Origin of the sequence: Rubrivirga sp. SAORIC476 (assembly GCF_002283555.1) — a bacterium.
GTDB lineage: Bacteria > Bacteroidota > Rhodothermia > Rhodothermales > Rubricoccaceae > Rubrivirga.
Map to the genome: position 1 here is coordinate 1,529,556 of NZ_MVOI01000003.1, position 11,933 is coordinate 1,541,488.

An 11,933-nucleotide genomic window follows, 5' to 3' on the forward strand; every position below is an offset into this window, starting at 1 on the left:
CCCGCGCGTACGTTCCAGGCCTGCCCCTCTCCGACCGCTCTCTCATGAACGCCGCTCTCCAGTTCGCCACCGACCACGCCGACGACGCCGTCGACCAGCTCAAAGACTGGCTCCGCATCCCGTCCATCTCGACGGACCCGGCCCGCAACACCGACACCCGCCGCGCGGCCCACTGGCTGGCCGACCACCTCCGTGCCATCGGCATGGAGACGGTCGAGGTGATGGAGACCGGCACGCCCGACGCGCCCGGCCACCCGGTCGTCTACGCCGAGCACCACGTCTCCGACGACGCCCGGACGGTGCTCGTCTACGGCCACTACGACGTGCAGCCGCCGGACCCGCTGGAGTTGTGGGACCAGGACCCCTTCGAGCCCGTCGTCAGGGACGGCAACTTGGTCGCGCGCGGCTCGGCCGACGACAAGGGCCAGGCCTTCATGCACGTCAAGGCCGCCGAGGCGTACTTGAAGTCGGACGACGCCCTGCCGGTCAACCTCAAGATGATGATCGAGGGCGAGGAGGAGAACGGCAGCGCCCACCTCCCGGCGTGGCTCCGCGCCAACACCGACCGCCTCGCGGCCGACGTGGTGCTGGTCTCCGACACGTCGCTGTTCGCGCCCGGCGTGCCGTCGATCGCCTACGGCCTGCGCGGGCTGGCCTACGTCGAGGTGTCCCTGACGGGCCCGGCCAAGGACCTCCACTCGGGGGTCTACGGCGGCGGCGTCGAGAACCCGATCAACGCGCTCGCCGCGATGATCGCGGACCTCCACGACGACGACCATCGCGTCACCGTCGAGGGCTTCTACGACGACGTGCGCGACCTCGACGAGGATGAGCGCGAGGCGTACCGCGCGCTGCCGTTCGACGAGGCGGCGTGGAAGGAGGAGATCGGGGTCTCCGAGACGAAGACCGAGGCGGGCTTCTCGGTGCTCGAAGGCACGACCGGCCGGCCGACGCTCGACGTGAACGGCATCTGGGGCGGCTACACCGGCGAGGGCGCCAAGACCGTCCTCCCCTCCAAGGCGACCGCCAAGATCTCGTGCCGCCTCGTGGCCGATCAGACGCCGGGCGACATCACGGACAAGCTGCGCCGCCATTTCGAGGCTCACGTCCCGGACACCATGACGCTGACGTTCACCGACCTCCACGGCGGGCACGGCGTCATCGTCGACCGCGAGGCGCCCGCCATGCAGGCCGCCGCCGAGGCCATGGAAGGCGTCTTCGGCCAGACGCCCTTCTTCACCCGCGAGGGCGGCTCCATCCCCGTCGTCGCCGACTTCAAGGCCATCCTCGGGTTGGACACCGTCCTGATGGGCTTCGGCCTCGACTCGGACTCGATCCACTCGCCGAACGAGAAGTTCGGGCTCGACCGCTTCCACCAGGGCATCGAGGCGTCGATCCGGTTCCTCGACGCCTACGCCCGGCAGGAGGCCGCCTGAGCATCGGCTGGCGTGGCCGCCTGGCCCGTCAGCGCATGAATTGCCGCAGACCAGGGGTCCCCTGGGACAGGCCCGGCGTTGATCCGGTCCTGTCTCCCCTGCTCCTCATGCGCGCTTTTCTCCTCCTCCTCGGCCTCGGTGTGACCGTCGCCGCCTGCCAGCTCGACGCCGACACGCCGACGCCGCCCGCCGACCCGGCGCCCTCCTCCGACGCCCCGATCACCCGCGTCACCACCATCGGCGACGACCGCGTCCCCTCCGACGACGAGGTCGAGGCGAACCGCCTCGCGGGCCGCGGCCGGGCGCTCTCCCAGACCGACACGACTGGTCGCGCCGCCGCCGAGCGCGCCAACCCCGAGACGCTCGCCTCGCTCGACTCGACGCGCGACTGGTCCGCCCAGATGCACCTGCCCCTCGGGGGCAACGTCGAAGGGCCGAGCGTGCTCAAGCTCCAGGTGCTCCTCGACCGCGCGGGCTTCACGCCCGGCCAGATCGACGGCCGCTGGGGCGACAACACCGAGCTGGCCGTGACGTGGGCGCAGACCGCCGAGGGCCTCAAAGCCACCGGCATCGCCGACGAGGCGACCGTCCGCGCCCTTGCCCGCCTCGGCGGCGCCCCGGACTCGCTCCTCACCACCGTCACCCTCACCGAGGCGGACGTGGCCGGGCCCTTCGAGACGCTCCCGGACGACGTGTACGCCAAGGCCGAGCTGGACGCGCTCGGCTACGAGTCGCTGGGCGAGAAGCTCGGCGAGACGTACCACGCCGCCCCCGCCCTCCTGGCCCGCCTCAACCCCGGCGTCACCCTCGACAGCCTCCGCGCGGGCGACAGGCTGCGCGTGCCCCACGTGATGGGCATGCCGTCCGCACGCGGCACCGTCGACCGGATCGAGATCTCGGCCGAGGGAGGCTTCCTCCACGCCGTCGCCGCCGACGGCACCGTCCTCTTCCACGCCCCCGTGACGGTCGGGTCCAGCTACGACCCGTCGCCGGACGGCGATTTCCGCGTCACGGCCATCGCGCACGACCCGTCGTGGCACTACCAGCCGTCGATTCTGGAGAGCGTGCCGGACGACCAGCCGGAGGCGACGCTCCCGGGCGGACCCAACAACGCCGTCGGCGTGGTGTGGATGGCGCTTTCGAAGGAGCACTACGGCATCCACGGCACCAGCGCGCCCGGCACGATCGGCTACGCGTCGTCGGCCGGGTGCGTGCGGCTGACCAACTGGGACGCCGAGCGCCTCGCGGGCCTGATCCAGCCCGGCGTGACGGTCCGCTTCCTGGAGGGGACCACGCCGAGTAGCCCCGCCTCGGGGGGCTCGTCGGGCGCCCGCCGCGACTCCACGCAGACGGTGTGACGCCACCGCGTCGAGGGTACGGGGCCTGCGGGACGGAGCGACGTCCTCAGGCCTCTCGCCCCTTTCTGTTTCCTACCTCGCCAGCAGCGGGTAGGGGTTGACCGGGGTGCCGTCCCAGAAGTCGGCGGAGTCCTCGGTCCGCCAGAGGGCGAAGTGGAGGTGCGTGTTGCCGGGCGCTGCGTTGCCCGTATCGCCCACTTCCCCCAACACCTGCCCACGGCGGACGCGCTGGCCCGTGCGGAGGCCGGGCGCGTAGGCGTCGAGGTGGGCGTAATAGGACACCGTCTGGCGGTCGTCGCCGAGCACGTAGACGGTCAGCCCGCCCTTGTCGCTTGTGAACAGGCGCATCACCTCGCCCGGCGCCGCAGCCACGACCGGGGTCCCGCGCGGTGCCAGGATGTCGATGGCGTTGTGGGTCCGGCCCTCACTGCGCGCGGCCTGGAACGTGTCCACGAGGTCGTCCGCCTCGACGCCCGCGACGGGGATGGCGAGCCCGGCCGCGCTCACGGACGGCACGAGGTCGGCGGGCGGATCGAACGAGCCCGCCTCGTCCGGCGTCACGCGCGCCGTGTCGCCCGCGGCCACCGGCGGCGCCTCGGGCGCCGCGTCGGCGACGTCTCGGCCATCGGCGCAGTCGCAGGACGCCGAGTCGGCCGACGCCGCCTCCGAGGCCGGAGAGGCTTCGAAGCGGCATCCGGCGAGCAGGACCAGAGCGGCGAACAGGAACGCAGAGCGCATGCGACAGCGAAGAGGAGACCCGGTGTACGCGTGCGGCCTCCTCCCGTTCGTCGGCTACCGCGCCCGGTCCGGGTCGACGGGGCGGATCAACCCCTCCTGGGCGACGCTCGCCACCAGCACGCCGTCGGCGTCGGTGACCTGGCCGCGGCCGAAGCCGCGGGCGCCCGCCGCCGTCGGCGCGTCCATGGCGTAGAGCAACCACTCGTCGGCGCGGAAGGGGCGGTGGAACCAGATCGCGTGGTCCAGCGACGCCGCCTGCACGGTACCGTCGAACACCGACCGGCCGTGCGGCAGGAGCGTCGCCGAGAGGATGCCCCAGTCGCTGGCGTAGGCGAGGATGGCCTGGTGGATGAGTGGGTCGTCCGGGAGCGGACCGGTCGCCCGGAGCCACGACGCCGCCCGCGCGTCGCGAGGCTGTGGGCGGAAGGGGTCCACCGGGTCGATGGGCCGGAAGTCGATGGGCCGCTCGCGCGTGAGGACTGTCCGGAGCGGCTCCGGGATGCGCTCGGCGACCGCGCGGGCCAGGTCGCGCTCGGACGTGACGGCGTCAGGCGCGGGCGCCTCGGGCGCCGCCTCGGTCTGGTGGTCCAGGCCCGGCTCCTCGCGGTGGAACGACAGCGACGCGTTGAAGATGGGCCGCCCGTGCTGGATGGCCGTCACGCGGCGCGTCGTGAACGAGCCGCCGTCGCGCAGCGACTCGACCTCGTACACGATGGGCGCCTTGACGTCACCCGGCAGGATGAAGTAGGCGTGCAAGGAGTGGCAGAGGCGGTCCGCGTCGACCGTCCGCCCGGCGGCGACGAGGGCCTGCGCGAGCACCTGCCCGCCGAAGACGCGGGGGCTGGCGAGAGGCCGGTTGCGCCCGCGGAAGATGCGGACCTCGATGGGTTCGAGGTCGAGCAGGTCGAGGAGGTCGTCGAGAGCAGTCATGGGGCGTCCGGGGGCGAGCCGGACCCTACGCCCGTGCGTCAGGCTTCGACGGCAGGTCGATGGGTTTTCACGGAGCAGGCTTGCGTTGAGAACCCCAGATCGGGTTACTTGGCGCGCTGCGCGCCGGTCCGCCTGGACGGCTGCGCCGGGCCGTATCGCTCCGGCCCGTCCTGCTCACCCCACCTGCGCCTCGCGCACCCTGCTATGAAGAAGTTCCTGCCCCTGATTGCTGCTCTCGCGTTCGTCGGCTGCGCCGAGGAGCCCGCCGAGGCCCCCGTCGTCGACACCCCGGCCGAGGTGGTCACCCCGCCGGCCGACACGATGATGGTGGACGACACCATGATGGAGGACACCATGATGGTCGACGACACGATGATGGAGGGCGAGATGATGGAGGACACCACGTCCACCATGTAAGCTCGCGGGCTCCGGCCCACGGTGCGCCCCGGTGGTTCGTCCGCCGGGGCGCTTTTTTGTGCGTCAGCGGGCGCCGGTCGGCCCCGGGTGCGCGGAGGGCTCGGCGCCGGGGTGGCCCGCCTCGGGGACGGTCCGCGCCTGCTCGGGGGCCTCGGGCGTCTGGCCGGAGCGGCGGCTCGGGCCGTGCTCGTCGAGCGCGCGGTCGATGTTGTAGGCCGCCGAGATGAGGCCGAGGTGGCTGAAGGCCTGCGGGAAGTTGCCGAGCGCCTGCCCCGAGAGGCCCGTCATCTCCGCGAACAGCCCGAGGTGGTTGGAGTACCCGAGCATCTTCTCGAACATGACGCGCGCCTTCTCCAGGTACGCCGGCTCGATCCGCCCGGCCCGAGCGAGCGCCTCCACGAGCCAGAACGAGCACAGGTTGAAGGCGCCCTCCTCCCCCCCGACGCCGTCGTCCACCTCGCCGGTGTTGTAGCGCCACACGAGGCAGTCAGAGGTCAGGCCGCCGTCCTCGGGCGCCTTGAGCGTCTCCTCCAGCGTCGCGATCATGCGCGGGTCGTTGGGGCCGGTGAAGAAGACCAGCGGCATCAGCAGGTTGGACGCGTCGAGGGTGGTCCCGCCGAAGGCCTGCACGAAGGCGCCGCGCTCCTCGCTCCAGCCGCGTTCCATGATGGCCGTGTAGATGGCGTCGCGCGTGGCCAGCCAGCGCTCCCGCGGTGCCGGGAGCGACCGTTTGTCGGCCAGCCGCAGGCCGCGGTCGAGGGCGACCCAGCACATCAGCTTCGAGTAGACGAAGTGCTCACGGTCGCCGCGCACCTCCCAGATGCCCTCGTCCGGCCGGTCCCAGTTGGCGCACACCCAGTCGACGTAGGTCACGATGTCCTGCCAGAACTCCCACGCCAGCGGCGTGCCGTACTTGTCGTAGAGGTAGACGGCGTCCAGCAGCTCGCCGTAGATGTCGAGCTGGAGCTGCCCGGCGGCGCCGTTGCCCACGCGGACTGGCGCCGAGCCGCGGTAGCCCTCCAGGTGCGGCAGCTCGAACTCGGTCAGCGTGCGGCGACCGTCGATGCCGTAGACGATCTGGAGCGGCCCGTTGGGATCGTCGGGGATGCCCGCCTCGCAGCGGTCGCGGAGCCACCCAATGAAGGAGCGCACCTCGGCCGTGAAGCCGATCCGCAGGAGGCCGTAGAGCGTGAACGCGGCGTCGCGGATCCAGGAGTAGCGGTAGTCCCAGTTGCGGTGCCCGCCGATGTGCTCGGGCAGGCTGGTCGTCGGCGCGGCGACGATGGCGCCGGTCGGCTCGAAGGTGAGCAGCTTGAGCGCGAGCGCGCTCCGGCGGACTGTCTCGCGCCAGCGCCCGGTGTACGAGCACCCGACGAGCCAGTCGCGCCAGTAGTCGGTCGTCTGGCGGAAGAGGGCATACTCGGTCTCGCGGGAGAGCGGTTCGTCGAGCACCGCGTCGGCATCGAGGTGGCGCAGTTCGAGCGTCACGCGGTCGCCGCGCGTCAGTTCGAAGTCGCGGACGACCGCTGGGTGGTCGGCGTCGGCGTCGTCGATGTGGAGCGTGCGGACGGTCGAGAGGGCCACACGGAGCGGCCCGCCATCGGGGCCGCCCGTCTCGGACGTGAACACGGCGCCCTCGTCGGTCAGTTCGACCGTGTGCGTGCTCCGGCCGTAGTCGAACGCAGGCGCGACGCGGACGCGGAGGCTCACCGTCCCACGGAGGACGCGGATGTGGCGGATCAGGCCGTGGTACCCGGTGTCCGGCCCGACCTCGCCCACGGGCATGTAGTCCACGACTTCGGCGGCGCCTTCTTCGCCGGTGAAGCGCGTCACGAGGACGTTCGAGTCGGGCAGGTAGGTCTGGCGGCACGAGTAGTTGCCGTCCACCTCGACCTTGAAGTGGCCGCCCTTCGCATCGTCGAGGATGCCCGCGAAGACCGACGGCGAGTCGAAGTGGGGCAGACAGAGCCAGTCGACGGAGCCGTTCTTGCCGACGAGCGCGGCCGTCCGCATGTTGCCGACGAGGCCGTAGTCGCCGATGGGGAGGTAGGAGGAGGGCACGGGCGCAGCGGGGGACAAAGGCCCCCAACCGGCATGGACCGAACGGGGTTCGCCACCGAGACGGCTCCGCGCCGCACCGAGGCGGAGGGGTGCGCAGAGCGAGCGTCCACACCGTGGATGGAGTGTGGACAACGCCAGGCGTCAGTCCAGATACCGGCGGAGGTACGCGACGACGGCCTCCACGTCAGGCAGGCGATGTCCGGCGGCGGTGTCGCCCTCGCCGACCTTGACGGTGACTGACGGTGTGCGGAGCGCCTGGAGCGCACGAAACGCGTCCTCGTCGGTCACGTCGTCGCCGATGTAGACCGGCTCGCGGTCCGGGTGGGAGGCCGCGATGCGGGTGACGGCGGTGCCTTTGGAGACGCCCTCGGCGCGGAGTTCGACGACGGCCTTGCCCCAGATCGGGACGAGGCCGTCCGGGACCGCCTCGGCCCAGCGTTCGAGCGCCGCGCGGGCGGCGTCCGGGTCGGGCGCGGTCCGGTAGTGGACGGCGAACGCGGCCCCCTTGTCCTCCACCCAGGCGCCCGCGTCGGTAGGGACGGCGTCGCGGAGGCGGCGGAGGGCCTCCGCGTGGGACTCGGTGGCGCGGTGCTCGATGGTGCCGTCGGTCCACCCCTCCTCGGCGCCGTGGAGGCCGACGGCACGGACGCGGACGTGGCCGCCGAGCAGGCGGCTCACCATGTCGAGCGCGCGTCCGGTGATGACCACGACCTCGTGCGCCTCGGCGAGGGCGACGAGCAGGTCCGGCACAGCCGGGTGCGGGTGCGCCTGCGCGGGATCATCGACGATGGGCGACAGCGTGCCGTCGAAATCGAGGAAGAGGAGCGGCCGGTCGGGAACGGGGATCATGTCAGGTTGAGGCGGTGGCAGGGGCGGATCGATCGCCAGAAGCCATGGAATCGGCGTCGGCGCCCGGCACCCTTTTTACGGGCCGATGGCTTCCCCCGCGTCCAGCGACTCCAGAAAGCGGCGGGCCCATTCGTGGACGTTGAGATCGCGGGTGGCGGCCTGCATCCGCGCGAGGCGGTCGCGGCGGTCGGCATCGGGGAGGTCGAGGGCCTCAGCGAGCGAGCGGGCGAGGCCGTCGGCGTCGTAGGGGTTGACGAGGAGGGCGCCGTCGAGGTAGTCGGCTGCACCGGTGAGCTCGCTCAGGACAAGCGCCCCTGGACGTCCGCCGTGCTCGGCGCGGATGGCGCTGACGGCGGCGAACTCGTGGGCGACGAGGTTCATGCCGTCGCGGAGAGGCGTCACGAAGGCCACGTCGGCGGCCTGGTAGAAGGCCGCGAGGTCGGGCTGGTCGAAGGACTGGTAGCGGTAGCGGACCGGCGCCCAGGCGCCGCGCGCGAAGCGGCCGTTGATGCGGCCGGACGCCTCGTCCATGTCTCGCTTGAGACGGTCGTAGGCGGGCACGCCGGTGCGGCTGGGCGTGGCGATCTGGAGGAAGGTGACCTCGCCGTGACGCTCGGGGTAGATCTCCAGAAAGCGCTCGTAGGCTTCCATCCGCAGCAGCAGGCCCTTGGTGTAGTCGAGACGGTCGACGCCGAGCACGATCTGCCCGCCGCCCAGGTCGTGACGCAGCGACGCGGCCTCCTCGGCGGCCTCGGGCGCCATCGCGAGCCCCTCGAAGCGGGCCACGTCGATCCCGATCGGGTGCGACTCGGCGCGGCAGCGGTGGCCGTCGAGCACGACCGTCTCGCCCTCGATGGTCGCGCCGAGCAGGTCGCGGGCCGACTCGCGAAAGTTCTCGGCGTAGCCCTCGGTGTGGAAGCCGATCAGGTCCGAGCCCAGCATCCCGCGGATCAGGTCCCGTGCGGACGGCAGGATCCGGAACACTTCCGAGGCGGGCCAGGGCACGTGCCAGAAGAAGCCGATCCGCGCGTCCGGCATCCCGGCGCGCAGCGTCTCCGGGACGAGCATCATGTGGTAGTCCTGAACCCAGAACGTCGGGTCGGTCTCCCCCGCCGCCCGCGCCACGTCCAGCGCCGCATGTGCGAACCGCCGGTTGACGGCGCGGTAGGCATCCCGGAAGCCGCGATCCGGCTCGACGTACTCGACGAGGTAGTGGGACAGCGGCCAGAGCACGCGGTTGGCCATGCCCTGGTAGAAGGCCTCGTACTCGGGCTCCTCCAGCGGGACCCGCCGGACGGTGAAGGCGGGCGCCTCGTCGGGGTAGCCCTGCGTCAGCGGCGTCTCCTCGTCGGGCCCGCGCATGGCGACCCACGCGCCGCCGCGGGCTTCGAGAACGGGCAGCAGCGCCGAGGCGAGGCCTCCCAGGCTGGGCGCCCAGCCGTCGGCGGTCGGGCGAATGGGGGCGCGGTTGGCGACGAGGACGAGCGACACGAGGCAGTGGGCGGACCCGGGGGGAGACACTGGACCTACGCACCGTGCCGGATGCTGTTCAGCGTTTTTGCGTGATCCCCGGTCTTTCCCGGCGTCCGCGCGCCCGTAGCTTGGCGCCGCGCCCGGATGGCGGAATTGGTAGACGCGGCGGTCTCAAACACCGCTGGCCGCAAGGCCTTGTGGGTTCGAGTCCCACTCCGGGCACCCCGCCTCGGTCGGGCGATGGGGACACGCCCTGCAGGGGCCGGCGCCGCATGAGAGAGCAGCGCAACGTCCATGTGGCTCCAAGTGCCGAGTCGAGCCGTCTCCCCGGGCGACCGGTGGGCACCTTCCACGCAGCCTGCCGCGGTGATGAGACGGGCCGGGGCGAACGGCCACGCGCTAGGTTCCGGCATGGACCGAGACGCCCTGGCCCTGGACGCCCGACGCATCTTCGACGCCGCCGTCCGCGCGGTGCAGGCGCCTGCGCTACTCCATCAGGTCGACCTCGGCGATCTGCTCGGCCGCCCCGCGGACACCTTCGACCGCGTGCTCGTGGTCGGAGCGGGCAAGGCGTCGGTCCCGTTCGCAGGGGCGCTGGAGGCGTGCCTCGGGGAGGTCGTCCCGGTGGAGGGCGCCGTCGCCGTCCCGGCCGGGGTGCCCGACACCGTACCGGACGGCATGCCCCGCCCGACGCGCATCCGCGTGCTCGAAGGCGGCCACCCGGTCCCGACAGCGGCGGGTACGCAGGCAGCGACCGACGCGCTCGCGCTCGCCCGGTCGGCCGGGCCCGACGACCTCGTCGTCGCCTTGATCTCCGGCGGCGGCTCGGCCCTGTGGACGCTCCCCCCCGACGGTGTCTCCCTCGACGACCTCCGCGCCACGACGCACCTCCTGCTGGCATCGGGCGTCCCCATCGAAGGCGTCAACACGGTCCGCAAGCACCTCTCCCGGCTCTCCGGCGGACGCTTGGCGCTGGCCGCCGCGCCCGCGACGCTGCTGGCGCTCGTCCTGTCCGATGTGGTCGGCGACGACCCGGCCGTGATCGCCTCCGGCCCAACCGTCCCCGACCCGACCTCGTTCGCCGACGCCACCGCCGTGCTCAATGCGGCGGGCCTCACGGACCATGTCCCGCCGAGCGTCCGCGCGTACCTGTCGGCCGGGTCTGCGGGCGCGATCCCCGAGACGCCGGGCCCCGACCACCCGGCCTTCTGGACCGTGACGACCGCCGTCATCGGAACGAACGGGACGGCGCTGTCGGCGGCGGCGGCCGAGGCGGTCCGCCTCGGGTACGCCGTCGAAGGCGTCGAGGCAGGCGTCGAGGGAGAGGCGCGCGACCTGGGCCGTCGGGTCGCGGAGGCGATGGCAGGCCCCACGACCGGCGGGTCCGTGTGCCGTCTCTGGGGCGGCGAGACCACGGTCACGGTCACGGGCGGCGGGCGCGGCGGGCGCAACCAGGAGGTCGCCCTCGCGGCGGCCCTCGCGCTCGACACCGCCGAGGCGGACGTGGTCGTCCTCAGCGGCGGCACCGACGGCATCGACGGGCCGACGGACGCGGCGGGCGGCTCTATCTCCCCGGCGACGGCCGCCCGCATCCGGGACGCCGGACTGGACCCCGCTGCGCGCCTCGCCGACAATGACGCCTACCCCGCGCTCGCCGCCGCCGACGCCCTCGTCCGCACCGGTCCCACGCACACGAACGTCGCCGACGTGGTGGTCGGCCTTCGCGTCGGATCCTGACCACGCGGTCGCGGGTCCGTACCCCTCCACATGAGCCGAACCGCCCGCGTCCCATGACCGACCCCGTCGAGATCCTCGGCCACGAGCCCGATCCGCTGCACGCCCTCGCCTACCTCTCGACGCCCACCGTGCCGTTTTCCGACGACGCCGTGAACGACCTGCTGCTTGCCTCGCGCACCTGGAACGCGATGCACGCGATTACGGGCAAGCTCATCGTGCTCGAAGACGACGGCGAGGTGGTGCGCTTCGCGCAGTGGATCGAGGGGCCGCGGAGCGAACTCGACGCCTGCATCCGCCGCATCGTGGCCGACGACCGCCACGCCAGCATCGACGTGAGGCGGCGCGGGCCGGTGGAGGCACGGCGCTTCCCCGACTGGGACATGGCCTTCTCGCACGCCGACGCGGTCTCGTTCGAGGGCCAGTCCGGAGAACTCACGGGAACGCCCCGGTAGACGGCCGGGCGACGAGGTGCTACCCTTCTGCGTCTCCCACGTGCATGTGAGCTTCCTCGACCCCATCGGCCTCGAGCCGCCTCCGCTCCGAACGTTTGGTTACGTCTCGACGCCGACCGTGCCGTTCTCGGACCGCGACTTGAGTGACCTCCTCCGGGCGGCACGGGCCACCAACGCACGGCACGATGTCACCGGCAAGCTGGTCGTGCTGGAGGACGAGGACGGGGTCGTCCGCTTCGCGCAGGTGATCGAAGGGCCGGAGGATGCTCTCGCAGTCGTCGTCGAGCGCATCCGGGCGGACCCTCGGCACGACCAGATCCGCGTCGTGGTGGACGACGCGATGCAGGCGGGGCGTCGGTTCGCGGGGTGGGACATGGCCATCGAGCGGGTGCCCCCTCCGGTCTTCGCGTCGGCCTCGGAGGCCCTGTTCGGGTAGACCCCGCGGAGGGGACCGCGCACCGGGCCGCCGCGTACCGTCGCCT

The 11,933-nt window shown here is 72.5% G+C and carries 11 protein-coding genes and 1 tRNA gene; 7 read left to right on the forward strand and 5 right to left on the reverse strand.

Annotated elements, in window-relative coordinates; all coding sequences use genetic code 11:
• Positions 1-44: 44 nt before the first annotated feature.
• Together B1759_RS08255 and B1759_RS08260 are read left to right on the forward strand one after the other, a co-directional pair.
• Positions 45-1,436 carry a dipeptidase gene (locus tag B1759_RS08255; protein ID WP_095514538.1) on the forward strand — a complete coding sequence of 464 codons (1,392 nt, stop codon included), beginning with the start codon at positions 45-47 and terminating at the stop codon, positions 1,434-1,436.
• 107 nt (positions 1,437-1,543) lie between these two features.
• On the forward strand, positions 1,544-2,794 hold the full coding sequence (locus B1759_RS08260; protein ID WP_095514539.1) for a L,D-transpeptidase family protein: 1,251 nt from the start codon (positions 1,544-1,546) through the stop codon (positions 2,792-2,794).
• A 72-nt stretch (positions 2,795-2,866) separates the two neighbouring features.
• On the opposite strand, the gene B1759_RS08265 is transcribed toward B1759_RS08260, so the two are convergent.
• Positions 2,867-3,532 carry a M23 family metallopeptidase gene (locus B1759_RS08265; RefSeq protein WP_095514540.1) on the reverse strand — a complete coding sequence of 222 codons (666 nt, stop codon included), beginning with the start codon at positions 3,530-3,532 and terminating at the stop codon, positions 2,867-2,869.
• 54 nt (positions 3,533-3,586) lie between these two features.
• Entirely contained in the window at positions 3,587-4,462 is an 876-nt protein-coding gene (locus B1759_RS08270; RefSeq protein WP_095514541.1) for an acyl-CoA thioesterase II, read from the reverse strand.
• 204 nt (positions 4,463-4,666) lie between these two features.
• Here B1759_RS08270 and B1759_RS19670 point away from each other — a divergent pair, with 204 nt between their 5' ends.
• Positions 4,667-4,879, forward strand: coding sequence for a hypothetical protein (locus tag B1759_RS19670; protein WP_158225177.1), 213 nt, complete (start codon positions 4,667-4,669; stop codon positions 4,877-4,879).
• A gap of 63 nt (positions 4,880-4,942) precedes the next feature.
• Here B1759_RS19670 and B1759_RS08280 read toward each other — a convergent pair whose 3' ends face one another.
• The 3 genes from B1759_RS08280 to B1759_RS08290 form a co-directional block, all read right to left on the reverse strand.
• Positions 4,943-6,940 carry a glycoside hydrolase family 15 protein gene (locus B1759_RS08280; protein ID WP_198948789.1) on the reverse strand — a complete coding sequence of 666 codons (1,998 nt, stop codon included), beginning with the start codon at positions 6,938-6,940 and terminating at the stop codon, positions 4,943-4,945.
• A 141-nt stretch (positions 6,941-7,081) separates the two neighbouring features.
• Positions 7,082-7,789 (reverse strand): trehalose-phosphatase, encoded by a 708-nt coding sequence (gene otsB / locus B1759_RS08285; RefSeq protein ID WP_095514542.1) that lies wholly within the window; start codon positions 7,787-7,789, stop codon positions 7,082-7,084.
• A 75-nt stretch (positions 7,790-7,864) separates the two neighbouring features.
• A complete protein-coding gene (locus B1759_RS08290) occupies positions 7,865-9,280 on the reverse strand; it encodes a trehalose-6-phosphate synthase (protein WP_095514543.1) in 1,416 nt (471 codons plus the stop codon).
• Between the two features lie 120 nt (positions 9,281-9,400).
• On the opposite strand from B1759_RS08290, the gene B1759_RS08295 reads away from it, so the two are divergent.
• From B1759_RS08295 to B1759_RS08310, 4 genes are all read left to right on the forward strand, one after another.
• A tRNA-Leu gene (locus B1759_RS08295) sits at positions 9,401-9,484 on the forward strand.
• 189 nt (positions 9,485-9,673) lie between these two features.
• Positions 9,674-10,999 carry a glycerate kinase gene (locus tag B1759_RS08300; protein ID WP_095514544.1) on the forward strand — a complete coding sequence of 442 codons (1,326 nt, stop codon included), beginning with the start codon at positions 9,674-9,676 and terminating at the stop codon, positions 10,997-10,999.
• A 53-nt stretch (positions 11,000-11,052) separates the two neighbouring features.
• Positions 11,053-11,451, forward strand: a complete 399-nt coding sequence (locus tag B1759_RS08305) for a BLUF domain-containing protein (RefSeq protein WP_095514545.1) — start codon at positions 11,053-11,055, stop codon at positions 11,449-11,451.
• Positions 11,452-11,497: 46 nt separating this feature from the next.
• Entirely contained in the window at positions 11,498-11,887 is a 390-nt protein-coding gene (locus B1759_RS08310) for a BLUF domain-containing protein (protein ID WP_158225178.1), read from the forward strand.
• Positions 11,888-11,933: the final 46 nt, after the last annotated feature.